The organism is Paenibacillus lautus NBRC 15380 (genome assembly GCF_004000945.1).
Lineage (GTDB): Bacteria > Bacillota > Bacilli > Paenibacillales > Paenibacillaceae > Paenibacillus_AQ > Paenibacillus_AQ lautus.
In genome coordinates, this window is sequence record NZ_BIMF01000005.1 from 118886 (window position 1) to 143944 (window position 25059).

The window sequence follows — 25059 nt, forward strand, 5'->3', positions numbered from 1 at the left end:
ATCGATTGGATCGTACCGAGGTTTTCTAATGGTTCTGTTTCTTTTTCTATAGCATCATGTAACCGCTCCGCTAGTCATCTTCTTTAGTGTCTTGTTAATCCAGATCGCAGCCGTTGCGCCTTCTCCCATCGCCACGGTGGTTAATTCGGAATGAACGCCCAGATCACCGGCGGCCCAGAGTAGCTCGACACTCGTCATTTTGGACCTTGGATCGGTCTTGACATGCCGGTTGTGCTCCAGCTCTGCCCCCAGCTGATCGGCCAATTCGGAATAGATCATATTCCCGCCAAAAGATATGAAGCCCCGCTCCGCGGGCACGATGCTCCCATCCTCCAACACGACCGCCGATAGGATGCCGTCCTCCTCACGAATTTCCGACACCTTTTTCTCTATATACGGAATCCCGAGATCCGCCAATTGGGACATATGCTCGGAAGAAGCCGGCTCCCGCTCATGATTGATGTAGATGATATCCTTGGTCCGCTCCGATAGCAGCACGGCCATGCTGGCACCGGGATCGCCCGATCCCATCACGACGGTCTTTCGATCCTGAATTTCATAACCATCGCAATCGGGGCATACAAAGACGGATGTGCCCAGCGTGGACATCAATCCTGGAAGCTTGGGAAAACGGTCCATCACGCCTGTTGCAAGCAGCAGGGTTTTGGTCCTGTATTGAACGCCGTCTTTACCGGTTAACACAAAATATTTCGCTTCATCCCGTTCCGCTTTCCGGATATCATCGGCTGCAAACGTAACGCCGACAGACTCCGCCTGCTGACGTCCCCGCCCCCTGAGCTCTTCACCAGATACCCCATCCGGCCATCCGAGGATGTTGCGGTAGCTCTTGCATATGGTGGAACGCCCCGTTCCCCGGTCGATCACCAGGACATCGTAGGCAGAATACCGCCCCAGCTGTATAGCCGCCTGCAGACCTGCAATTCCGCCGCCGATGATAATGCAATCTTTCACTTCGGTATCCAACATGTAGGTTTATCCACTCATTTCTATATCGAATTAAGGCTGGAACTCTTGGCATCAAGATTTTCAAGAAGAGAGGTACACCCTAAATATTTAACCAATCCGCCGTGATTTACTCCTGAAAAATCAAATAGACCCCGGCGCATTGCGCCGAGGTCTAAAAATCAATGAATCACAGGAGTAGCTGTCCGGCTAATGCACCGGTAATCACAACAAGCCACGGAGGGCTCTTCCAGAACATCAGCATCCCGAACAGACCGGCGCCGATCACAAATTCAAGCGGACTATGGATGGAGGATGTCCATATGGGATGATACAAAGCGGCCAGCAGAATTCCGACCACTGCCGCATTCATGCCTGTCAGCACGCCTTGCAGTTTAGGGTTTCTGCGGATGCTGTTCCAGAACGGCATGGCCCCTACGATGAGCAGAAAGCCAGGCAAAAAGATGGCGAGTATAGCAACGACACCTCCGGGTATCCCCTGAATCAAGACCCCAAGGTAAGCGGCAAAAGTAAATAACGGACCGGGTACAGCTTGTGTTGCTCCGTAACCCGTCAGAAAATCCTCTTTGGACATCCATCCGTTCAGCACCGTCTCACTCTCCAGCAGCGGGAGAACGACGTGCCCTCCGCCGAATACAAGCGATCCGGCTCGGTAGAAGCTGTCCACAATGGCTACCCAACCATTATCGGTCAGCCCTTTAAGGAGCGGCAGACCCACTAATAACACGACAAACATGCCCAAGCAAAAGAGTCCGGCTCTGCGTCCGATCGGCATCTTGATCTCGGGTGCTGCCTCTTCGTTTGCTTGACGCTTGAACAACCACAGTCCCGATATGCCGGCAAGAGCAATGACCGTCACTTGAGAAACGGGACTCTGCCACAGCAGAACGACGGCCATGGCTATTAACGCTATACCCGCCCTTACAGGACCTGAGGCCAGCTTTCCTGCCATACCCAGAACCGCTTGCGCCACGATGGCCACTGCAACAATTTTCAGCCCTTGAATCCAGCCTGCCGAGCCGGGATCGAAGGTTTGCATCAAATAGGCGAAGATCATAAGCATGAGCACGGACGGTAATGTGAAGCCGAGCCAGGCGACGATACCGCCCCATATCCCCGCTCGCATCATCCCAACACCAATACCCACCTGGCTACTGGCGGGTCCGGGAAGGAATTGGGCCAGGGCCACCAGATCCGCATAGCTTTTTTCGTCCAACCATTGCTTGCGGCGCACATAAGTCTGGTGGAAGTATCCAAGATGTGCGATCGGTCCGCCAAACGATGTGAGCCCCAGCTGCAGAGCGGTCCACCAGGTTTCGCCGAGGGCACGCCACCTGCCAGAGGGCTGCCTATTGCCAACTTGAGTTTGAACTTGTTCTTTCTCTGTCTCCGGATTCAATATTCATCGCTCCCCATATGCTTGGTGTCATGTAATAGAAATCGTAACCCATTCACCCTTAGGTATACAGATCATCTTTATCAAATTTCAGAGTATATCAAGTCCTCATTGTCAATCTACCCATTTATGTAAACGCTATGTAAAATCTATAGAATTTTTTGAATGCTATCGAGTGAAAACCGGACATGCTCTAAAAAAAGAGCGACCCAACAGAACTTATGTCCATGGATCGCTCTTATGATCATATTTACTGTATGCGTCACTATAATGTGACCTCTATACCTTTAAGCCTCCGGCTTCGTTTCGTTCGGCACGGAGAGATAACCTGGCTTCGCTGCGCCAAAACCGAAGATGAACAATACAAGGACAATGGCAGACAGCACTGCCAGAGGCACCTTCCATCCTCCTGTCGCATCATGCAGGAACCCGATGAGCAACGGACCTACAGCAGCCAATAAATAACCCAGCGACTGGGCCATACCGGATAAAGCGGCAGCTTCTTGAGCCGATTTCGTACGAAGGGTAAAGAACATCAGGGATAAACTGAAATTCGCCCCGCCAGAAATACCTACCAGCATCACCCATAGCAGATTCAAAGAAGTCATACCGGAAAATAAGCCTGCGTATCCGGTCAGCATGGACAATGCAGAGATCGTCACCAGCATACGCTGATTGGGATTCCGGCCAGCCAGAACAGGAATAATGAAGGAAAATGGCAGGCTGACAAATTGGAGAATCGAGAGCATCCATCCCGCAGCACTATAATCCATGCCTTGGCTTCTCAGAATCTCGGGCAGCCATGAGATATTCACGTAGAACGTAAACGATTGAAGTCCCATGAATAAAGTAATGTACCAAGCAAGCGGTGACCTCAGCACACTCTGATGTTTGGTAGCGGTCGAACTGACCTCAGCGGTTCCTCCGGAGCTCCGGCGCTGGATGATCCAGACGATCAGGGCTAACACGGACAATGAACCCCAGATTAATAGGGATCCTTGCCAGCCAAGGCCTGCTTGGGTAGCCAGTGGAACGCTGATCCCGGATGCGATCGCGGCGAGCAGGTTCATCGAGGCAGAGTACGTACCCGTCATCAATCCGATATGCCGCGGGAAATCCCGCTTGACCAGACTTGGAAGCAGCACGTTCCCAACAGCTATAGCCATTCCGAGAAATGCGGTACCGATTAACAGTGTATAAGGGGATGATATCGAGCGGATGCCGATGCCGAATGTCAGCACCACCATACTTAGTAAAAGAGTAGTCTCCAGCCCCCATTTTTTAGCCATGGCCGGTGCCATTGGCGACAATAAAGCAAAGGCTAATAGCGGCAGCGTAGTGAGCATACCCGCCAACGTGTTCGAGATTCCCGTATCGTCGCGGATGATCCCGATCAGCGGGCCGACCGATGTAATCGCCGCTCTCAGGTTAATGGCAATCAGGATAATACCTGCAAACATCATCCATGTGCGCCCAGTGGAAGTTGTGTTTTGATCTATTGATGTTCTTGATGTCATGACATGAACTCCTTACTTTCAAGCGATATGTAAAAATAAACTTATCCGAGTTTATCACAAACCCGAATATTAGGCTATAGCCTCGGGAAGCTTCATGGCAGCTTTTAGGGCCAGTCTGGCGCTTATTCAGCGATGTACATTAACCTGTAGACGCACGTATAGAGCCCTACACAAGCGGGCTCCAAGCGTAAACGGATAATTTTTGGACATCGCGAATGAATTCATTATAACGTTTCTGTATTTCCTCGGGTGCGTACTGACGGAACTGCTCGAAGATGCCCATGCACCGCAGCATCCCGTTATCACTTTTGATTCTGATCGAATACTCGAGGCTGTCCAGGATGTAGGATAACCCCCGATCATACTGTTTAGCATTTAAATAGTATATCCCTAACTCGGCGAGGAGGCGAGTGTATTGATTTAATGTGACATGCTCATTAATGTTACTGATTTGGTTTTTCTGAGGTTTGTAGGTGAGATACATTTTAAAACGTTCAAGTATATAATCCACATTGAGCCGGTGTCGATTTGCTGCGAGTACAATATGACACAGTGCTACAAAGATTTCATCTTCTCTTGATTCGATGTATTTCACATAATCAGGCAAAACGTTATAGTCTCCGGCCAATATGGAGTGCAAGTATCGGTTGGCTACAGCCCATTCACTAAACTGCTTTATGACTCTACGTTCATCTTCGGTAGGGTCTGTAATCCAATCAGGACTTTCGTATAACCGTATATAGGACAAAGCTTGTTCATAATTCCCACGTTCACTATAACTATTTTCTCGAGCTAAGTATGAATACAAGATATAAAAAACTAATGGATGATTACCTGGGTACTCATTTTTTTGATTCTGATATCTAGTCATGGCTTTAGATCCCATTTTTACAGCTAAATAATCCACTTTATCCCACTGACCCAATGAACCGCTGACATTTATTAACTCTACATATGCTGCAAGTTGATACTCTTCATCCAACCGTTCAATGTACGGCTCAAATAACACAACAGCCTGCCAATTAGATTCTTGATTATCACTTAATCTTTGTAAAAAGAGACGGTAGTGACAAAGGGCGAGCCTTTCAGAGTGTTGAAACTTTTCACTTTCAGCAACACATTCATACAAAGCGGCGGCTGCGTTATATTTTTTTCCGTTATAGAATGATTCCGCCATTTCAAATAACATCGGTGCGTAAGTAATGTTTTCCATTGCCATTCGAGCAGCTAATTGTAAACAATCCAGTTTATCTAACTCTGCACATCGTTCAAGAAAAGCTCCTAGTCGCCTCCAGTCAGGGGTAACATGAAATATACATTCAAAAATATATTTATCGTAAAAGTGACCTTCTCTAAATCCAATACAGGAGGTGATCTGATCCAGTTGATTCATGGACATTGGACGGTTTCCATTAAGTATGCCGCTTAAAGATCCACTGTTTATTTTTGATATTTTCGCAAACTGATTAATTGTCAGACTATGTTCTTGCAAATATCTAGCTATTGCTCCGCGAATCGTGGCTGTCGTCTCCAAGTAACAACACCCCCAGAAAAATCTTTAATTAGCATTTCCCCTTACACAAGCGGGCTCCAAGCATACACGGATAATTTTTGAACATCGCTAATCAAATCTTTGTATCGTTTCTGTATTTCCTCGGATGAATACTGACGGAACTGCTCGAAGATTCCCATGCACCGCAGCATCCCTCTGTCGCTTTTGATTCTTATCGAATACTCCAAACTATCTACAATAAAAGTTAAACCACGATTAAATTTTTTGGAGTTCAAATAGTATATTCCTAGCTCAGTAAGGAGGCGAGCGTATTGGTTCATCGTTACTTGCTCACTCATCTTGCCGAGTCGGCTTCGTTGTGGTTTATATGCCTGGTACTCTTTAAACTTCTCCAGAATATGATCTATGTTGAAGCGATGTCGATTAGCAGCTACTGCAATATTGCATAAGGCAGTAAAAATCTCATCTGTTCTGGATTCAACATAGCTTACATATTCAACAAGAACGTCAGAGTGTCCAGACATTAACCTGTATAAGTATCGATTCGCTCTTGCCCATTCTTTAAACTGATTAATTATTATTTTTTCCTGATCGGAAGGCGCCTTTATCCAATCCGGGTTTTCATACATAGACAAATAACTTAAAGCTTCCTCAAAATTTCCTGCTTCACGACGGACATTCGCTTGAATTAGAAATGAATAGAGTATGTAAAAAATTACGGGCTTTTCCTGTCCATCACTCATAATCGCGAATTTACAGTTGTTCTTATATTGTAATCTAGCTTTACGACCCATTTTTCTAGCCAGTACTTCCATAGTGTCCCACCGCTGAATAGAGGCATTTACATTTATAAGTTTTCTATAGGCATCTAATTGATATTCATCCTCTAACCTGTCAATATAATGCTCAAAAGATACTGCCAGTTTTAAATTAGCTTCAACATTGTCACTTAACTCCATTACAAAGAGACGATATTGGCATAATGCAAGCCTTTCAGAATGCTGGAACTTTTCACTTTCAGCCACACATTCATACAACAATGCCGCCGCTTTATATTTCTCCCTGTTGAATAATTCCTCCGCCATTTCAAAAAGCATTGGCCCATAATTGAGGTTTTCCATCGTCATCCGTGCTGCTCTATGCAAGCAATCCAGTTTATCCAGCTCCGCACATCGCCCCAGAAAAGGTCCAAGCCTACGCCAGTCGGGAGTCGTATGGAAAATGCTCTCCGTTATATAAAGTTCATAGAAATGTCCATCTTCCAGACCCATACCTTCGGTAATCCGGTCTAGCTGGTGCATAGACATGGGACGATTGCCATTTATGATATTACTGAGTGTTCCACTGTTGATGCCCGATAACCTGGCAAATTGGTTAATCGTCATACGATGGTTCTGCAAATATCTAACAATTTCTCCGCGAATCGTGGCTGTCGTCTCCAAGTAACAACACCCCCAGATGGCAACCCAAATATTAGTAATTACATGCTATTATTTTGTAGTACTAGGGTCAACCATTAATATAAAAAATCTCTGGACCTAGCCCCAGCACAGTTGTATATAACCAAGACGTAAATAAAAAATGGCTTCAGAACACCCGAAGCCATCACATTAAGATCATCTTGTATAAAATTTTCAAGATACTTAACAACGTAAAAGAATTAACCTGTTCCTATTCCATGATTACTAAGAGGCCTCATCATATCTTGAGGACTATTACTTTCAGCATTTACAGTTAAACTTGGAGTTGCAATCGTTAAAATAATACTACAGACGATTAATAGAGAAGCCAGTCTTCTTTTCATCAATTTATTACACCTCACTATTTGATTTATCGCTTCTTTACCCAATTTAGTGAAATACGGCGAAACTGCGCAAATATTCTCGCATTGTGCCTTGTATAATTGTAATAGAATCTATCAGGCTTTCCAAGATGATTATGCTATGTTATGAAAACAAAAATATTAGACTTGAAGAAATTCATTTATTTAATACTTAAGAGAAATACCTATTTTTTTCTCATTCAGCTTTTGTACTTTATATACTAATTTTCTATATTTTTGTTGCAAGTCTATTGTAGAAAATTCACGGAATTGTTCAAACAATCCCATACATCTTAACATTCCATTATCACTGTTTATTGCTATGGACTTTTCCAAGCTATCTAGAATAAGTTGTAATCCTTTATTAAATTGCTTTAAATTCAAATAATATATTCCCAATTCTGCTAACAACCTCGTATATCGATCAGCTGTAATTTGTTGAATAATTTCACCTATATGATTCCGTTGCTCTTTTAATTCAATATATCCCTTAAATCTATCCAGAATATGATCGACTTGTAGTTGATATCTATTCGCAGCAATCATAATATTACAAATTGCAAGAAAAATTTCGTCCTCCTTATCAGCAATATATTTTACATACTCAGATAGTGCCCCGTCATTTCCAGCCATTAGTTTATAGAGGTATCTGTTTGCCTCAGCCCACTCATTAAACTGATTAATTATACGAAGTTCTTCTTCATTTGACTCCTCTTTAAGCCATTCAGGTTCGGAGTACATTGAAACGTATTTCAATGCTAAATCAAATGCTCCACGTTCATAACACACAGTGGCTTTTACTAAGTATGAATATAACTTATAGAAAACGACCGGTTTCTTCCCTCTTACTTCTTGTCCAAGCCTACCTACTTCGTATTGATACTGAATTGAGGCTATTCTTCCCATTTTATCAGCTAACTCATCAACTTTGTTCCACCTATTTAACGATACGTTTAAGTTAATAAGCTCTTTTAGCGCATCCAATTGATAAACTTCATCTAATCTATCAATATAAGGTTCAAAGTATACTGCAGCCCTTGAGTTAGCCTCCTGATCATCACCTAACCCAAGCGTAAACAACCGATACTGACACAGAGCCAACCGCTCTGAATGTTGAAATCGTTCACTCTCAGCCACGCTTTTGTAGAGCAAAACTGCCGCTTCATGCTTTCCCTCTTTGAAAAAAAACTCTGCCGTTTCAAAGAGTAAGGGTGAATAAGAGATATTATCCATCGTCATCCGGACAGCCTTGTCCAGACAATCCAGCTTCCCCAGCTCAGCGCATCGGTGAAGATACGGACCCAGACGACGCCAATCCGGCGTAGCATGGAAAATGCATTCATCTATGTACAGCTCGTAAAAATAACCCTCTTCCAGACCCATACCTAACGTAATCCGGTCTAACTGCTGCATGGAAATCGGGCGGTTCCCATTCAGAATATTGCTGAGCGTGCCGCTATTGACACCCGATATCTCAGCAAATCGATTAATCGTCATTTCGTTCTTATGTAGAAACTCTTCCATTTGTTCGCGAATCGTGGCTGTCCTTTCCAATCTAACACCACCCTCTTAGATCGAACCCAAATATTAGTATATTTCTCTATACAGCAATCATACTTGATTAATATTCCAGTGGTCAATACTTATTTACGTCATTTTTTTACAAAAAATATCCAATATAATTTAAAAATGCCAAATTCAACACTTTTCTTTATAATTTATATATCGTCAAATTGATGACTACGATGAGAAAAAGCGCTCCGAAATTTTCGGAAGCGCTTTGAAAGTTGGACAACAATAACGGCCCCGACTTCAATCATGTCAGGGCCGATTACCTACGATATACTCTCCTAGCTCCTTCTTGCCTGAATTAAGGTGAACCAATTCGTATCCCCATTAAATACACCGTGTACTCTGTATACAGGCTGATAGAAGTTCTTTGTGTCATATATGAATGATAGCTCAATCCCTGTTATATCAAGTCGGTCACCTTTTTTAATAACGAGTTGATCCGGCTTTAATATTGCATTTCTTTTGATTTGAGGAAATTCACCATTCTTTATACGCTCATATACCTCTGCAGGAGACAGTATATCCACTTCCTTCATAAATTGATTCTCTTGAAGCCCATTATTTATCGAGTAGATACTGCCATCTTGTTTAAGACCGAGTAACAGTTCGCCAGTCCAATAATTTTCGTGTACCCCCGCTTTATCCGGGAGGGACCATTGAAATTCTCCGCCCTCCAATGCTGTACAATCAGCGTCTTGAGGGAGTAGGCCAAGATCGGCCATTATGGTTTTGGCCTTCTGTGATAGTAGTTTTTGGTCATTGAATGAAGTTCGCTCCGGTGTATCATTGTTCTCGGTTAACGACCAGTTTCCCTCTTGGGATTGATAGAATGTATATGGTGTTCCTGATTTATCTTCCAATAGAACCTCACGATCGCCATCCCGTTCCTTAACCTTCAACTCAGATAATCCTAACTTCTGCTGCAGCAGGGCTTCTACTCCATCCGGCTGAGTGATTTTCTTGTAGACGGGGGCCACTGCAGGTGCCGAGCTTAGCTGAAGGGATGTTGTTACATGAACATCTTTCATATTCCATTTGGTAAACGAGTTTATGGCCAGGTTTCCGAACTCCTGCTGGAAGTAGACGATATTCATGCCGACAAATAACAAACCCATCAATAAAGGGATCGCCAGGTTTCCCAGCAGGCTTTTCATTCTTACTCTTTTGTTATGAACAATGGAAGCAGCAAGTCTGTATAACTGATATCCAAAAATACCACCAAGCGTGTTGTTCATGATATCAGCAAGCTCAAACAGTCCTGCACCTGACAGCGTCTGATAGGTTTCAATAAAGAGCGTAGAACTTACAACGACTAGAAGAAGCCACTTAAATGCTTTAAATTTCCGGCTGATGAAGGGCAGCAATATTCCCATCGGGATAAACATGATGATATTAAATATGCCGTTCTGAAGATCACGTAAGGAATACTTATTCCACGCTTCGATATAATCGCTGAATGGATGGAGATTCATCTGCAAGAAATGGGAATGGCCGCGCCCGAGCATGGTCAGCTCGAGCACAAAAACAACATATCCGATGAACAAGGCACCGAGAAAAAGCTTTTTCATATGAATCCGAGGCTTTCCCTCTGATTGTTGTTTTCTATAATAAAGGTAATAATATAGCCCGATTAGAACGAATTCGATCCCGATAATTAATATGACCGGCAGCATTAAAAAACGCAGATTAATGTAGATTTCATCGATCCCCAAGACGAGATCCCCCTTATGACTTTATTCTAATGATGGTTACACTGTCTTTCCTTGCAGCTTCAAGTCAGAGTCGGTCACTTTTATATACTCTCCTGCTTTAACGCGTCGATAATGTTTTCCTTTTTAACTTTCGCGCTGGAATATAGCATGGCAGAACCGACAATGACAAATACGGCGGCAATGACTGACAGAATACTCATCCAGGGAAGGACGAATCCGTAGCTAAACTTGTTCGTAAATGCCATATAGATCAAATACATCACAATGAAGCTGATAGGAAGCCCGAACAGCAGCGATTTGGCCCCATAAAAAACACTTTCGTAGTTCATCATTTTCGCAAAGCCTTTTGGCGTCATTCCAACGGATTTCAGCATCGCAAATTCCCGCTTTCGAAGAGCGATGCTCGTTGAGATCGTATTAAAAATATTCGCAATAGAAATCACGGAAATTAATACGATAAAGCCATAAGAAAAGACGGACATCAATAGTATCATCTGTTCTTCCTGTTTTCTGGATTGGTACAAATTGTACACATACAGATTAGGCTCTTTCATTTCTTCGATTTCCTGCTGCGTTTTCAGCGGGTCCGCACTTTTCAGATTGAGAAAGGTTTGAACGAACTCCCCGCTCTTATCGTCTGCCAGTTGATTCATGACTCGTTCCGAGACAACGATATTTAACCCGCCTGTTCCGATTGAGTTCATCCCCATCGGAGATTGATCCGTCAACGCCGCAATGTACACTTTACTTACATCCGTCTCTTGTTCCATTTCCTCATGGATCGTTGTCAAATCGAGACTTTGCCCGACATTCGCATGAATAGCCTTCGTTTGGACGTATTTTCCCGTATCCATATCTTTATAATCGATGGTATCGATCACAATTGCGGCGGGACGATCCGGATCCGTCAGTAGCTCGTAATCTGCGCCGACTGCTTTGGCATAGGCTTGCAGGTTCGAATCGTTTAATGCATTGATTTTAATATCGTAAGGATATTTTCCGTCCTTCAGGATGCTCTTATCCTTCTTGACCGCCTCCTGCAATTCATCGGCGATGGACGCTTCTTCGATCCAAGCGTTCCTATACAACTCATGAATCACGCTGTATTCCGATACATCCGAAAGGGATGCAATGGACTGAACCAACCGATCGTCTATTCTTTTTTCATTGCCGTAAGATAGTTCTATATCATAGTTGACGCCTTCCTGCGACATGGCCAAGGATTGTTTCAGATTACCGGTAAAAAATGATACCGTTAAAAAGAGAACGATGCTGATCACGAGCGAAAATACGGTGGCATGGTATCTCCGCTTGTTCCTTTTTAAGTTTTTCAATCCGATCTCCGCTTCGATTCCGAAGAGCTTTCGAATCCATTTTGACGTTTCCACGCTTTTGCCCGTAAGCTTCACATCGGTTGTTTGACGAATCGCATCCATGGCGGAAATCCGGGATGCTTTGACGGCCGGGAGATACGTCGAAATGAAAATCGTCAACATGGAAACAGCGCAGGCAATCAAAAGCGATAACGGCGTGACGATTACCGTTAGCCTTTCAGTAATGCCTAAAGCCCCTTGAATGATAACATTAATGAATTGAAAGGTAATGCCGATCCCGGCAAGACCGCATAAGATCCCAATGGGAATGCTGATTAAGCCAATAATGACTCCCTCAAAAAACACCGAATTTCTCTTCTGCCTTTTCGTAGCCCCCACGCTTGCAAGCATCCCTAAATGGCGGGAACGTTCCGAGACGGAAATTGCAAAAGCATTATAGATCAGCGAAACCGAGCCGATCATAATGACCGCCATCAGGATCACCGATAAGGAGAACATCGTGCTGTACGAGGCTTCGCTTTTGGAGACGCCATAATAATGAAGCAAATCGTGATGATATTGGACCGTTTCGATATGGTTGTTCTCTGCCAAATTTTCTGCATGAGCGAACAAGGATTGATTAACTTTTTGTAAGACGACCGCCGCATGGACTCGATCATTTGCCCCGATGATGTTTTCATCGACATAGCTAATGGCCGTATACCCAGGGGCCCACGCCGGTTCCCATACGGGAGGTTTGATAAAGCCTACGACCGTGTAATCCCTTGTCATTGTATTATGCAGCGTTTCGTTCTTTTTGTTATCTACGAAACGCAGCGATTCGGTTTGACCCAGCGGTTGATCATTCCCTGCCTCGAATCGTTCGCCGACGCGGAGAGTGAGACGATCCCCGAGTTCGTAGTTCACCTTGGCGTTTGTCGCAGCGGCTTCAGAAATCACAACTTCCTTGTCGGTTTGCGGCAGACGCCCCTTGCTCAATTCAATCGGAAATTGCGCTAAACCTTGAGCATCATACGCCTTGATGAACAAATACGGCTTATTTGGATTTTGTCCCCCTTCTAAAGGGGCATAGCCAAGATCGTTTGTGATCGCAAGGGTCTTGGTTGCCTCATCGTTTTTTATCGCTGCAAGCTGTTCCTTGTTTACATCTTGATATAGGACATGCCATTCCCCTTCATCCGCGATGGTTTGCCTTTTCATTAAATCCAAGTAAGAAAAACCAAGCGTTGCAACAGCCGTCACCATGGCAACTGACAACATGACACCTATGATGGTTACAAGCGTTCTTCTCTTGTTTTGCCTCAAATGTCTGACGGTGAGTTTATTGACAATATTCAAGGGCGAATCACCTCGTCTTTGGCAATCCTTCCGTCTTCAATCGAAATGACTCTGTCAGCTTGCAAAGCGATTCGTTCGTCATGCGTGATCACGATCAATGTCTGGTGATAGGTTTTATTCAACATTTGTAATAAGTCGATGATCTCGCTGCTATTCTTGCTGTCCAGATTCCCGGTCGGCTCGTCCGCCAGCATAATGGCAGGATTACTAATGAGCGCTCTGCCGATCGACACCCTTTGCTGCTGTCCCCCTGATAATTGATTAGGCAGATGGTTTAAGCGATGTTGCAGATTCAAAGTCTTCACGAGACCGTCCAACTGCTTTTTGTCTACCTTTTGGTCATCAAGCAGGAGCGGCAGCGTAATATTCTCTTCCACTGTCAGGACGGGAATCAGATTAAAAAACTGGTAGATCAGGCCGATTTGTCTGCGCCTGAAGATGGCCAGCTGCGTTTCATCCAAGTTATACATGTCCGTATCCTCTACGAGGACTTTGCCGCTCGTCGGCCGATCCACACCGCCCAGCATATGCAGAAGTGTGGATTTCCCCGATCCGGACGGGCCGATGATCGCGACAAATTCACCTTTTCGGACCGAAAAGGATACATCGTCAAGCGCCTTTACCGCCGATTCGCCTTTACCGTATATTTTAGACAGATGATCTATCTTTAAAATTTCCAATGTAAACCCTCCATCTCTTTGCTGATGGATATCATTTTACCTGTCCAAAATGACTTTCAAGTGACTGCGAAGATGACTATTTAGTCACATACGGTTAAATCACTTGTTTATAAAACTTCATTCGAAACTGTGTACCCTTGTCGCTGCTGCTTGTCACATCGATCACTCCGTTCTGACTCGCAATGATGCTGTAAGCCATCGCTAGTCCGATGCCGATGCTCCCCTCGCTCGCATTTTTCCCTTTATAAAAACGTTTAAATATATACGGTAAATCTTCTTTTGGAATTCCTTTTCCGTTATCAGCAATGATAATTTCCGTAAATAACGCATTTTCGGAAAAAGAAATGGCTATGAGTCCGCCTTCATGCGTGTGCTCGACGCCATTTTTCAAAATATTGATAATCGCTTCGGCCGTCCATTTGAAATCACCGACAAAAGAGACGCTGTCATCGCCCTTGATGGAAACCGCTTGGTCCTTGATTTCCATCGGAATCAACACCGGTTCTAATGCCTTTTGTATAAGCTCATTAACGAATACCTGATCTTTTTTGAACTGGATTGTCTTTTCTTCGATTTTCGATAGCTTTAATAAGGAAGAAACAAGCCAATCGATTCGTTCAAGCTGAATACCGATATTCCGTGTGAACTTCGTTCTTTTCGCTGGAGGCAGGTCGGGTTTGCTTAACAAATCCGCCATCACCGTCATGGAGGTAAGCGGCGTTTTAAGCTGATGAGAGATATCGGAAATGGCATCCGTTAGCCCCGTTTTGTCTCGCTGCAAAAGCGATCGCTGCTCTGATAGCATGAGCGTCACTTTATAAATATCATTCTTTAATATGCTAAGCTCGCCTTCTTGATTATCACGAGCGTCAAGCGAATAATTGCCGCTGCTAATTTCACGCAAATAGACGGACAGCTTTTCAAGTTCGCGGTATCTCCATCTCGTGAATAATAGACTGCTTCCCATAAGTAAAATAGACATGATGAAAACGAGCGCCGCAGCAGCAGACGAAATGAAAGCAGCGGCAACGCCCCCCGTTAAACTGATTGAACCCATGATCAACAATAAAATTTGAATCTCTCGATTACGCAGCATCTAATCACCAACCTTATATCCTAAACCGCGTACCGTTTTGATCATCGTGGGATGCTGCGGATCATCCTCCAGCTTTTCCCTTAGCCTTTTGATATATACCGTTAGCGTATTGTCGTTCACGAAGTCGCCTGCCACGTCCCAAATCTGCTCCAAAAGCTGATTTCTTGAGAGAACTTGTCCAATATGGTTGCCAAAGATCAACAATAAGCGATACTCCAAAGCGGTCAATGAAATTTCGGCGCCGTTTTTATATACTTTTCCTTCCAGCGTATTCATGCGAACATGATCAATGCTAATGATAGCTTGGGCCTGGGACGGCTTATGGTATCTCCGCAAGACGGACTTGATCCGCGAGAGAAGCTCGCGAATACGAAAAGGCTTTGTAATATAATCATCGGCTCCCATGTCAAGCCCCATCACGACATTGACCTCATCGTCGATCGCCGTTAAAAAGATGACCGGAATATCTTGTCGTTCTTTTACCATTTGGCACAATTCATAACCGCTTCCATCCGGTAGCGATAAATCAAATAAGCATAAAGCAAATTGATCTATATCTTCAGTGAGCACTTTTTTTGCAGAAACGACATCATAGCAAAGAACGGTAGAAAAGCGATCTTGCTGCAGCGAATATTCCAGACCGGACGCGATCGTTTTATCATCTTCCACTAATAATATTTTCATTTGCAGATCATCTTTATGAACGACCATGGAAGAATAAGCCTCCTACATTCAAATGTCCGCTAGTTTAAGATTAGCGGTCGTCAGGTATTTTCAAAGCACACTCTTGATCTTTATCCGATAAAAGATGTGGCTCACCCAACATTAACACGTTAGCAGGAATCCATGCAAAAAGCGATGGAACTGAAACCAGTCATATTATTAACCGACCTCCATAGTTTACTGGCCAGGAAAAAATTAGCGTATAAAAAAACGCTAAGCCTGTCAAGATTGAAGGCTTAGCGTTATATTCATTAAAATGTTTCCCGTCTCAACGGAAGATCCTTACCCAAGAACCAGACGATCATCCGACAGCTTATGGCCGCTAATCTGCTCGAATTCCCCGAGCAGCTGCTCCACCGTCAGCGATTTCTTGCGCTCTTCGTCCACATCCAGAATGATGCGCCCCTTATCCATCATAATGAGGCGATTGCCAAGACGGATGGCTTGCTCCATATTATGCGTGACCATGAGCGTGGTCAGCTTCATGTCGCGTACGATGTCATCGGTAATCCGGGTGATCAGCTCCGCACGCGCCGGATCAAGCGCTGCCGTATGTTCATCCAGCAGCAGGATTTGCGGCTGCGTGAAGGTCGCCATCAGCAAACTAAGTGCTTGACGCTCCCCTCCGGATAGCATCCCCACTTTGGCCCGGAGCCGATCCTCAAGTCCAATGCCGAGACGCGCTAAATGCTTGCGGAAGCCCGCCCGCTTGGAGGCTGTAACGCCAATGCTGAGCCCACGGGACTGACCGCGACGATGAGCCATCGCGAGATTCTCTTCAATGGTCATATGCGGCGCAGTGCCCGCCATCGGATCCTGAAATACCCGGCCAATCCAGCGGCTGCGACGGAATTCCGGCAGATGGCCGATCGAAGTGCCGTCAATGCGCACTTCGCCTGCATCCGGCTTCATTACCCCGGAAATAATATTCATCAGCGTGGATTTACCTGCGCCATTACTTCCGATAACCGTTACGAAATCCCCCGGCTTCAAGTGAAGATTAACATCCATCAAAGCGATCTTCTCATCCACCGTTCCCGGATTAAACAGCTTGGACACACGGTTCATTTCCAGCATCAGAGCGCACCTCCTTTGGTCTTCCCTTGCGTAGCCAACAATTCGGTTGAGCGCCTCCGTGCCTGTGAACGCTGTTTCATCGCCCGGTTGATGGTCGGAACCACTAGGGCAATAATGACGATGATCGCGGTGATCAATTTCAAATCCGAAGCTTCCAGCCATGGAATCTCATACGCAGCGGCAACGACAATCCGATAAATAATCGAACCGCTGACCACAGCCAGCGTCGTCCGGAATACCGAACCGGTCCCAAGCACGGCTTCGCCAATAATTACGGATGCTAAACCGATAACAATCATCCCGATACCGGAGCTAATGTCGGCAAAACTGGATTGCTGGGCGACAACTGCGCCAGATAAGGCCACCAGGCCGTTTGAAATGCTGAGCCCCAGAATGGTTGTGGTGTCCGTATTCGCACCAAAGCTGCGGATCATCCGCTTGTTATCCCCTGTCGCACGCAGCGCAAGACCAAGATCCGTGCGGAAGAATGCATCCAGCAGCAGCTTCCCGATGATCACAATCACCAACATAATATAGATCGGATCAATGGATCCAAAGATATTCGCTTCCTGGCTCAACGAAATATTTGGCTTACCCATAATCCTCATATTGATCGAATACAGGGCAATCATCATAATAATGCCTGACAGCAAACCGTTGATCTTGCCCTTGGTATGCAGCAGGCCTGTGCAAATCCCCGCTAACATGCCTCCGGCAAATGCTGCCAACGTAGCAAGCCATGGATTCACACCGTTGGTAATCAGAATCGCTGCAATCGCTGCGCCTGTCGTAAAACTTCCATCCACTGTTAAATCCGGAAAATCCAAAATTCGGAACGTAATATATACGCCGAGTGCCATCAGCGCATACAGCAGCCCCAATTCAATCGGGCCATCCAGCCTCATCACGAAATCCAGCATGTCATTGACCTCCTTAAGGATTAAGAAGTAAGGCGCGGGCTGTTATCTCCGCGCCTTACAGTTACTCGATGATGTTGTTGTCCGGGTCTTTGACTTCCTGTTTCATGGCGTCGGTCACTTCAATACCATAGTCAGCCGCAACCTTCGTGTTCAAGATCAGATCCAGCTTATCCGGCTTCGTCACTTCCATGTCCGCCGGATTTTTGCCGTTTTTCAGGATCTCTACCGCCATCTGTCCAACCTGATATCCGTGGTCGTAGTACTTAAATCCGACGGTTGCAAAAGCCCCCTTCTCCACCGTATCGCGGTCGCTGGAGAAGAACGGAATTTTATTCTTTTGTGCCGTCTGGATAATCGCGTCAACGCCGCTGACCACGACATTATCCAACGTGATATAGTAAGCATCTACCTTACCGACTAACGACTCCGCGGCCTGTTTCACTTCCGATGTGTTTGTGACAGCTGCCTTAACCAGCTCGATGCCATGCTCGGCAAGCGCCTCTTCAGCCGTCTTTGCCATAACCACTGCATTGGCTTCCCCTTCATTAATGACTAGGCCAATCTTCTTCACGTCCGGGAAGTTGGTACTGATGAAATCCATCAGCTGTTTAGCTGCCTCCGGATTCGTATCCGATGCCCCGGTGACGTTGCCACCCGGCTTCTGCAAGTCGCTCACAAGCTTCGCGTCAATCGGATCCGTCACCGCTGCGAACAATACCGGCCTTTCCTTCACGTTCTCAGCCACCGCCTGCGCGGACGGGGTTGCGATTGCGACCACCAGATCCGACTTCGTATCCTTCAGCTTCTGGCCGATCGACAAGTTGTTCGCTGGATCGCCTTGGGCATTGTTGTAATCGATTTTCAGCGTATTGTCTTCCTCGGAAATTCCGGCTTCCTTTAAAGCCGCCAGAATGCCTTCCCGCGTTGCATCCAAGGATGGATGCTCTACGATCTGCGAAATAGCGATGCTATAGGATTTCTTCTCCGCTTCTCCGCCGCTTCCCGTTTGAGTCGTACCGCCGCCTTCCGGCTTGTCCCCGCATCCTACCGCTGTAACCAGCAGTGCGGAGAGTGTAAATGATAACCACATTTTTCTCTTCATTATGAATCCCCTCTCTTTAATTAACCGCTTCAATAATTTTCTACATAAAGCGACAACGCTTCCCCGCTTTCATAGACGAAAGCATTAAAGTCAAAAAATAAGTCGTTCCTATTGAACAACGGTCTATTATGAACATTTTATATGTACCCAATTGTTTTCGTCAATCAAGATTTTATAAAGCATGTAATGGTTTACATAAAGAACATCCCCGGACGTTACACGCTTCCGGGGATGTCAGCTAAACGAAATATGATTTATATAGTAGAAAAAATCCGGAGCGTCTACAAAATGGACCGGCCCTGCATCGTCGCTAGCCACGCTTCTGCCATGAGCGCATGACCTGCCGGGGAAGGATGAACTCCGTCAGATGCCCAATAACTCATCTCGATCTTGGAGCTGGCTGCAGCAAAAATGCCGTCGAGCGGAACGTACAACGTCTCAAATTCTCGCGATAATTCGCGAACGGCCTGAATTTTGGGATCCAGATCCTCCCGCCATTCCTTCTTCGCTTCCGTAACAGGCAGCAAGAACGGCTCCATGAGAATAAAATTCGCGCCGGTTAACTCGCGGGTTTGGATAAGCAGCTCACGATACCCTTCATAGTAGGCTTCCACGGACGTTGCTTCACCACGGTTATACTTCCTGCCGGTCTCATTAATACCGACAAGAATGGATACCCATGTCGGATCCAGGTCAATGCAATCTTCCTCCCAGCGCCCCCGCAGATCGACAACCCGGTTACCGCTGATTCCGCGGTTTACAAAACGCAGCCTTTTCAAAGGCAGCTCCATACCAAGCCGGGCAGCAGCCATCAGCGCATATCCATGCCCCAAACTGTCCGACTCCTCGTAATTTCGCCCGCAATCGGTAATACTGTCGCCTTGAAACAATACGAGTGCATTTTGCTCGATATGTACCATGCTGTTCAACGCCTCCAATAATTGAAAGTGTTCTCAAGCTCACCCCTTCATCATAACCGCTTTCCTGCAATCGTGAAACCCCTTAAATTCACATATCATGGCAAACTTTCTATACATTTAAGTTGACTATGTGGAGTGAATTCACTACAATTCTATAGGTACACGTATGGCTGAATATATAAAAGAACAGGTGATTAAATCATGTCAGAGCAACAGAACTATCAGATCCTTCTCTATTATAAATTTGTTCAAATCCCGGACCCTGAAGCGTTTAAAGACGAGCATCTGCAATACTGCAAAGATCTTGGACTCAAAGGACGTATCCTGGTTGCCTCCGAAGGCATCAATGGTACGGTATCCGGTACGATTAAACAGACTGAGCAATATATGCAGGATATGCACGCCAACCCGCTATTTGCGGACATGGTGTTTAAGATTGACCCTTCCGAAGGGCATGCATTCAAGAAGATGTTTGTCCGTCACCGCGAAGAACTCGTTACCTTCCGGGTGGAGGATGAGCTCGACCCTAACGAGATCAGCGGAACCCGTTTGTCGCCTCAAGAATTCTATGAATACTTGCAGCGTGATGATGTGATCGTCATCGACGGACGGAATGACTACGAATACGATATCGGCCACTTCCGCAATGCGATACGTCCAGCGGTTCAATCCTTCCGAGAGTTTCCGGAGTGGATTCGCGAGAACCTGAGCGAGCACAAGGATAAAACCATCCTGACTTACTGCACAGGGGGCATTCGCTGCGAGAAGCTGACCGGCTTCATGCTGAAGGAAGGCTTCAAAGACGTTGCCCAGCTTGAGGGCGGCATTGTCACCTACGGTAAAGACCCTGAAGTACAAGGCCGTCTGTTCGACGGGAAATGTTATGTATTTGATGAGCGTATTGCCGTACCGATCAATCAAACGGACGAAGATATCATCGTTGGTAAATGCCACCATTGTGGGAAGCCGGAAGACCGGTATATCAACTGCGATAATGACGCTTGCCACCTGCAGCATGTATGCTGCGAAGAGTGTGAGGAGCTTCATCATGGCTGCTGCTCTGCGGAGTGTGAAGAGATTGTTGCTGCAAGCCACAATGCTTCCTGAGCGAAACCCAGCCATAAATAGTTAAACCAAACGAAAGGGCAAGGTGCGATTCACTCGCACCTTGCCCTTTTACTATACGATCTCGTCTGCATTCAGACGTATTAAATATCATGGAAAACAGCCAATTCAGCTTCGATAGCAGCTTTGATCTTCTCGACGCATTCTTCCGTCGTTGCCGCGAATACACGTTTACCATTCACCAATGCATATGGCCGCAGCTTGCACAGACCGCAAAGATTCATGCAATCCGCCCGCAGGACAGCGATTTCGGGATACAATTCCTCAAGATGCTCAAGCTCCAAAGCACTCATCAAGTTGCTGTCGCATATTTCCACAACGACAATCCCCATCCCCATCTTCATCACCACTATTCAATTTGACAATACGTTCATTCATTATGAGGAAAACGCCTGGTTTTGTCAAATCGGTCTTTGTTGAAGGTTAATGAATGAGGGATTCCGCTCCGTCGATATAAATTTCAGTGCCGGTAATATGGGAAGCATCATCCGATGCAAGAAATGCTACAAGCTGGGCAACCTGTGATGGCTGTCCCGGCCCGTCCGCCAACGGCTGGTCACCTTCCGGATATTCAATCGGGATCGTCACCTCGTCGAGCTCTGGCTTCTCGATGGTGCTCTCATCAATGTTGGTTGAAATCGCGCCGGGACAAATGGCATTTACCCGAATTTTATAACGTGCGAGCTCCAGAGCCGCCATCTTCATGAAAGCAACCTGTCCGGCCTTCGTGGTGCTGTATGCGGAGAAACCAAAGCCGGTAAACACCCGGTTACCGTTGATGGAGCTGGTAATGATGATGCTGCCTCCATGCTCCTTCAAATAGGGAATGGCGTATTTTACCGTGGCAAACGTTCCTCTTAGATTGGTATTGATCGTAGCATCCCATTCATCAAGCTCCATGATCTCGATTGGAGCCTTGGTCCCATTGATGCCGGCGTTGGCAAACACGATATCCATCTTTCCCCACTTCTCGGCAGCTTGGCTGAAGCAATCCTTTAGCGATTCCGCCTTGGAAATATCACAGTTGCCGGTCAGCGCTTCGCCCCCGCCTTGTTCAATCGTTTGCTTAACCTTCTCTACGCGCTCACGATCAATATCGATCAACAGCAGTTTAGCTCCTTGCTCCGCCAAAAGAAGGGCTGCGGCCTGGCCGATTCCGGAACCAGCACCGGTTACGATGGCTACTTTACCATCCAAACGTTGTTTTGTTGACATTGCCACAACCTCCTCGTTTAAGTTTTCCTGATTATAGATAACCCAACGAGTCCGTGTCTGAATCTTGGCTGCCTTGAGCTGCCTTTGATGCATGTACGTAATCAATCTTCTCTCTGCCCAAAAATGTCCAGTCCATAAAAAGAAATCGTTCCCCGGCTTATCATGGTAAACATACCAAGAGTCCGTGGGAACGATTTCTGAAATCATTCGCTTTCGATGACTAGCATTTCCAATCCTAAAGCTGGAATACCGCCGGTTTTACACACACCGGTTTGGATTGCGAGACTGTATATCCCGTAAAGGCAAGCTTGCCGTCTTCCGGATTCACATCAAACAATACAAGATTATTCCCGTCTCTATTGGCGACAACCAGGAACTTGCCCCCAGGCATCAGCGCAAAATGACGCGGGTGTCCGCCTTCTGTCGAAATATATTGAACCGGACTTAAGCGACCGGTATCTTCATGCACGGAGAATACAACAATGCTGTCATGTCCGCGGTTAGACCCGTATACCGTTTTGCCGTCCGCAGACACGGCAATCTCGGCGCAGTAACTCTCCCCGTCAAAATCCGCAGGCAGTGTCGATATCGTTTCCAGTATTTCTAAACGCCCCTCGTTCGGGATGTAGCGAAGCACCGTGACACTGGAATTCAACTCGTTGATGACATAAGCGTATGCACCGCTTGGATGGAACGCTAAATGACGGGGGCCTAGGCCTGCTTCCAGCTGGGTTTCGCCATGAAAGCTCAATTCTTGGGTATTCTCACTTACCGTGTAAGCGAGAATTTTATCCAGTCCCAAGTCCTGTACGAACACGAATCTACCATCCGGACTGTAAAACGCCGAATGCGCTCTGGATTGCTGATCTTCCCGTACAGAAACGAGATCCGCGTGTTTCTTCTCATCCAGAAGTTCACCGGCTTGTCCATCCGTACCGATTGCATGAAGGCCTACCAAACCTCCATGATAACTCGAAACAATCAAATGCTTGCTCGCTTCATCTCGCTGGATATGGCAAGTAGAGCTGCTCACACTGCGAACCCGGTTCCGTTCGGTCAGCTTGCCGGCAATAGGGTCGATCTCAAAGCTGATGACCTCGCCAGTCTTTCCGCCTTCCTCTGTAATTTCGCCAATGGCATATAAACGTCTGGCTTCCGGGTCTACGTTCAGAAAGGTCGGATTCTTAATGCCGGATACCTCATCAAGCAGCTTCAGTTCGCCGCTATCCCCGTTAAATTCATATACGCATACTCCGCTTTGGTTGTTTTCCGCATACGCACCTGTAAACAGCAGCGTACGTTGTGATGGATTCGCCATAATGCCTATCTCTCCCCTCATTTATCTATAATTTTCATGTTTTATGTAATGGACTATCAGATACCATGTTAACTTCAACCCCAATGAAAATCAAATGACTTGATGTCTGATGCCTGTTTGTATTTTGTCATACCGGGTATGTATGTACTATATCGACTGAAGGAGGTATTCCCATGAAACAACCGAACAGCGAGGAAGTACGCAATCAGCAGCATACGGAGAATGACTCTCAGGAGCAAAGGGACAAGGTGAAGAAACATCAGGATGTGGAGCCTCAGGCTGAGAATTGGAACCCTCGGGATCTCCCCGATCCAAACGATAACAATAAATCAAAATCTTAATCGCTTATATAAGAAGGCCGCATGGTAATGTCCATGCGGCCTTCTTATTATGAATATGTCGCAAAGCTGAGATGATTAACCTTCCAACAGCAGCGACTCTGGATCTTCAAGAAGCTCTTTAACCGTTACCAGGAAGCGAACCGCTTCGGAACCATCAACGATCCGATGATCATAGGACAGTGCGATATACATCATAGGACGATTCTCCATACGCTCTGCATCAATGGCTACCGGACGAAGCTGGATTTTGTGCATGCCGAGGATACCCACCTGAGGCGTATTCAGGATCGGCGTAGACAACAGCGAACCGAAGACGCCGCCATTCGTGATCGTAAATGTACCGCCTTGCAGCTCAGACAAGGACAGCGCATTATTGCGAGCCTTCGCAGCAAGATTGCCGATTTCCTTCTCAATCTCGGCGAAGCCAAGACGATCAGCATCGCGAACGACCGGAACAACAAGTCCTTCTTTCGCGGATACCGCAATACCGATATCATAGAATTTCTTCACAACAATATCATCGCCATCGATCTCGGCATTAAGGTGCGGGAACCTCTTCAACGCACCTACAACCGCTTTGGTGAAGAAGGACATGAACCCGAGGCCTACGTCATGCTTCTCCTGGAAAGCTTGCTTACGACGCTTGCGCACATCCAGGATTGCTGTCATATCCACTTCATTGAAGGTCGTCAGCATGGCAGCCGTATGCTGCGCTTCGACCAAACGATTCGCAATCGTTTGACGACGGCGGGACATGCGTGTGCGTTCTACCGGCTTTCCATACTCAGCGGCCGGAGCTTGTGCTGCCGGTGCAGCCGTGGAAGCTGCTGGCTTGCTTGGTGCTGCAGGCTGCTTGGCTTCATTATGATTCTTCACATCATCATGGTAAATCCGACCGATCGGGTCGCGGCCCTGTACCTGGTCTAGATCAATCCCGCGTTCACGAGCCAGTTTGCGTGCGGATGGCGATGCAGTCAGACCCGCTCCTTCCTCGTTCTGAGCCGGTACCGGAGCTTGCGGCTTCGGCGCTTCTGCCGCCGGTGCCGGAGCAGCCGCCGTTTGCGCGGATGCAGGAGCTTCAGCTGCCTTCGATGCCGGTGCGCTTGCAACGCCTTCCTGCGGAGAAATTTGACCGATCACTTCACCGATCGTTACATTCTCCCCTTCTTGACGAAGGATTTTTTCCACAACGCCTTCTGACTCTGCGCTAATTTCAAGATTAACCTTATCCGTTTCTAACTCGAGCAGCACATCACCGATGTTAACGCTATCCCCTTCTTTAACGTGCCATTTGAATATCGTTCCTTCGGTGATGGATTCGCCCATAGCTGGTACAGTAATTTCGCTCACAGCC

22 protein-coding genes are annotated in these 25059 nt (G+C 46.3%); 2 read left to right on the forward strand and 20 right to left on the reverse strand.

What is annotated here, in order from left to right; translation table 11 throughout:
* Positions 1-54 precede the first annotated feature (54 nt).
* The 16 genes from PLA01S_RS11735 to PLA01S_RS11805 form a co-directional block, all read right to left on the reverse strand.
* Complete coding sequence (locus PLA01S_RS11735) at positions 55-987, reverse strand: NAD(P)/FAD-dependent oxidoreductase (RefSeq protein ID WP_127592388.1); 933 nt, start codon at positions 985-987, stop codon at positions 55-57.
* 166 nt (positions 988-1153) lie between these two features.
* A complete protein-coding gene (locus tag PLA01S_RS11740) occupies positions 1154-2383 on the reverse strand; it encodes a chromate transporter (RefSeq protein ID WP_127592389.1) in 1230 nt (409 codons plus the stop codon).
* 284 nt (positions 2384-2667) lie between these two features.
* Positions 2668-3897: a CynX/NimT family MFS transporter gene (locus PLA01S_RS11745; RefSeq protein WP_127592390.1), complete on the reverse strand. Its 1230-nt coding sequence runs from the start codon at positions 3895-3897 to the stop codon at positions 2668-2670.
* 166 nt (positions 3898-4063) lie between these two features.
* Positions 4064-5431: a transcriptional regulator gene (locus PLA01S_RS11750; protein WP_127592391.1), complete on the reverse strand. Its 1368-nt coding sequence runs from the start codon at positions 5429-5431 to the stop codon at positions 4064-4066.
* Between the two features lie 41 nt (positions 5432-5472).
* Positions 5473-6852 carry a helix-turn-helix domain-containing protein gene (locus tag PLA01S_RS11755; protein ID WP_127592392.1) on the reverse strand — a complete coding sequence of 460 codons (1380 nt, stop codon included), beginning with the start codon at positions 6850-6852 and terminating at the stop codon, positions 5473-5475.
* 218 nt (positions 6853-7070) lie between these two features.
* Complete coding sequence (locus PLA01S_RS31940) at positions 7071-7214, reverse strand: hypothetical protein (RefSeq protein ID WP_164817408.1); 144 nt, start codon at positions 7212-7214, stop codon at positions 7071-7073.
* A gap of 183 nt (positions 7215-7397) precedes the next feature.
* A complete protein-coding gene (locus tag PLA01S_RS11760; RefSeq protein WP_127592393.1) occupies positions 7398-8786 on the reverse strand; it encodes a helix-turn-helix domain-containing protein in 1389 nt (462 codons plus the stop codon).
* A 296-nt stretch (positions 8787-9082) separates the two neighbouring features.
* Positions 9083-10477, reverse strand: coding sequence for a VanZ family protein (locus tag PLA01S_RS11765; RefSeq protein WP_246059463.1), 1395 nt, complete (start codon positions 10475-10477; stop codon positions 9083-9085).
* Positions 10478-10596: 119 nt separating this feature from the next.
* Positions 10597-13188, reverse strand: a complete 2592-nt coding sequence (locus PLA01S_RS11770) for an ABC transporter permease (protein ID WP_127592395.1) — start codon at positions 13186-13188, stop codon at positions 10597-10599.
* Entirely contained in the window at positions 13185-13868 is a 684-nt protein-coding gene (locus PLA01S_RS11775; RefSeq protein WP_127592396.1) for an ABC transporter ATP-binding protein, read from the reverse strand. The genes PLA01S_RS11770 and PLA01S_RS11775 overlap by 4 nt, the downstream gene beginning before the upstream one ends.
* Positions 13869-13962: 94 nt before the next feature.
* Positions 13963-14964 carry a sensor histidine kinase gene (locus PLA01S_RS11780; protein ID WP_127592397.1) on the reverse strand — a complete coding sequence of 334 codons (1002 nt, stop codon included), beginning with the start codon at positions 14962-14964 and terminating at the stop codon, positions 13963-13965.
* Positions 14965-15648, reverse strand: coding sequence for a response regulator transcription factor (locus tag PLA01S_RS11785; protein WP_127592541.1), 684 nt, complete (start codon positions 15646-15648; stop codon positions 14965-14967).
* Positions 15649-15969: 321 nt separating this feature from the next.
* On the reverse strand, positions 15970-16764 hold the full coding sequence (locus tag PLA01S_RS11790) for an ABC transporter ATP-binding protein (protein ID WP_127592398.1): 795 nt from the start codon (positions 16762-16764) through the stop codon (positions 15970-15972).
* Complete coding sequence (locus PLA01S_RS11795) at positions 16764-17684, reverse strand: ABC transporter permease (RefSeq protein ID WP_127592399.1); 921 nt, start codon at positions 17682-17684, stop codon at positions 16764-16766. The genes PLA01S_RS11790 and PLA01S_RS11795 overlap by 1 nt, the downstream gene beginning before the upstream one ends.
* A 61-nt stretch (positions 17685-17745) precedes the next feature.
* Positions 17746-18786, reverse strand: coding sequence for an ABC transporter substrate-binding protein (locus PLA01S_RS11800; RefSeq protein WP_127592400.1), 1041 nt, complete (start codon positions 18784-18786; stop codon positions 17746-17748).
* A gap of 281 nt (positions 18787-19067) precedes the next feature.
* A complete protein-coding gene (locus PLA01S_RS11805) occupies positions 19068-19706 on the reverse strand; it encodes an SGNH/GDSL hydrolase family protein (protein WP_076322084.1) in 639 nt (212 codons plus the stop codon).
* A gap of 201 nt (positions 19707-19907) precedes the next feature.
* Between PLA01S_RS11805 and trhO the strand changes: the two genes are divergently transcribed.
* Complete coding sequence (gene trhO, locus PLA01S_RS11810) at positions 19908-20813, forward strand: oxygen-dependent tRNA uridine(34) hydroxylase TrhO (RefSeq protein WP_127592401.1); 906 nt, start codon at positions 19908-19910, stop codon at positions 20811-20813.
* 101 nt (positions 20814-20914) lie between these two features.
* On the opposite strand, the gene PLA01S_RS11815 is transcribed toward trhO, so the two are convergent.
* The 3 genes from PLA01S_RS11815 to PLA01S_RS11825 all read right to left on the reverse strand — a co-directional run bounded on the left by PLA01S_RS11815 (position 20915) and on the right by PLA01S_RS11825 (position 23364).
* A complete protein-coding gene (locus PLA01S_RS11815) occupies positions 20915-21169 on the reverse strand; it encodes a YuzB family protein (RefSeq protein ID WP_009590675.1) in 255 nt (84 codons plus the stop codon).
* Between the two features lie 85 nt (positions 21170-21254).
* A complete protein-coding gene (locus PLA01S_RS11820; RefSeq protein ID WP_127592402.1) occupies positions 21255-22046 on the reverse strand; it encodes an SDR family oxidoreductase in 792 nt (263 codons plus the stop codon).
* Between the two features lie 235 nt (positions 22047-22281).
* Entirely contained in the window at positions 22282-23364 is a 1083-nt protein-coding gene (locus PLA01S_RS11825) for a lactonase family protein (protein ID WP_127592403.1), read from the reverse strand.
* 173 nt (positions 23365-23537) lie between these two features.
* Between PLA01S_RS11825 and PLA01S_RS31945 the strand changes: the two genes are divergently transcribed.
* Positions 23538-23705: a hypothetical protein gene (locus PLA01S_RS31945; protein ID WP_164817409.1), complete on the forward strand. Its 168-nt coding sequence runs from the start codon at positions 23538-23540 to the stop codon at positions 23703-23705.
* Positions 23706-23780: 75 nt separating this feature from the next.
* Here the strand turns inward: PLA01S_RS31945 and odhB are convergent, their stop codons facing one another.
* Positions 23781-25055 carry a 2-oxoglutarate dehydrogenase complex dihydrolipoyllysine-residue succinyltransferase gene (odhB, locus tag PLA01S_RS11830; RefSeq protein ID WP_127592404.1) on the reverse strand — a complete coding sequence of 425 codons (1275 nt, stop codon included), beginning with the start codon at positions 25053-25055 and terminating at the stop codon, positions 23781-23783.
* Positions 25056-25059: the final 4 nt, after the last annotated feature.

What these genes read in the sequence shown, in the direction of transcription:
- PLA01S_RS11735 (WP_127592388.1), bottom strand. Translation starts at nt 987, where the DNA reads ATGTTGGATACCGAAGTGAAAGATTGCATTATCATCGGCGGCGGAATT.
- PLA01S_RS11745 (WP_127592390.1), bottom strand. Translation starts at nt 3,897, where the DNA reads ATGACATCAAGAACATCAATAGATCAAAACACAACTTCCACTGGGCGC.
- PLA01S_RS31940 (WP_164817408.1), bottom strand. Translation starts at nt 7,214, where the DNA reads ATGAAAAGAAGACTGGCTTCTCTATTAATCGTCTGTAGTATTATTTTA.
- PLA01S_RS11765 (WP_246059463.1), bottom strand. Translation starts at nt 10,477, where the DNA reads ATGCTGCCGGTCATATTAATTATCGGGATCGAATTCGTTCTAATCGGG.
- PLA01S_RS11780 (WP_127592397.1), bottom strand. Translation starts at nt 14,964, where the DNA reads ATGCTGCGTAATCGAGAGATTCAAATTTTATTGTTGATCATGGGTTCA.
- PLA01S_RS11785 (WP_127592541.1), bottom strand. Translation starts at nt 15,648, where the DNA reads ATGAAAATATTATTAGTGGAAGATGATAAAACGATCGCGTCCGGTCTG.
- PLA01S_RS11790 (WP_127592398.1), bottom strand. Translation starts at nt 16,764, where the DNA reads ATGCTGGAAATGAACCGTGTGTCCAAGCTGTTTAATCCGGGAACGGTG.
- PLA01S_RS11795 (WP_127592399.1), bottom strand. Translation starts at nt 17,684, where the DNA reads ATGCTGGATTTCGTGATGAGGCTGGATGGCCCGATTGAATTGGGGCTG.
- PLA01S_RS11800 (WP_127592400.1), bottom strand. Translation starts at nt 18,786, where the DNA reads ATGAAGAGAAAAATGTGGTTATCATTTACACTCTCCGCACTGCTGGTT.
- PLA01S_RS11805 (WP_076322084.1), bottom strand. Translation starts at nt 19,706, where the DNA reads ATGGTACATATCGAGCAAAATGCACTCGTATTGTTTCAAGGCGACAGT.
- trhO (WP_127592401.1), top strand. Translation starts at nt 19,908, where the DNA reads ATGTCAGAGCAACAGAACTATCAGATCCTTCTCTATTATAAATTTGTT.
- PLA01S_RS11815 (WP_009590675.1), bottom strand. Translation starts at nt 21,169, where the DNA reads ATGGGGATGGGGATTGTCGTTGTGGAAATATGCGACAGCAACTTGATG.
- PLA01S_RS11820 (WP_127592402.1), bottom strand. Translation starts at nt 22,046, where the DNA reads ATGTCAACAAAACAACGTTTGGATGGTAAAGTAGCCATCGTAACCGGT.
- PLA01S_RS11825 (WP_127592403.1), bottom strand. Translation starts at nt 23,364, where the DNA reads ATGGCGAATCCATCACAACGTACGCTGCTGTTTACAGGTGCGTATGCG.
- PLA01S_RS31945 (WP_164817409.1), top strand. Translation starts at nt 23,538, where the DNA reads ATGAAACAACCGAACAGCGAGGAAGTACGCAATCAGCAGCATACGGAG.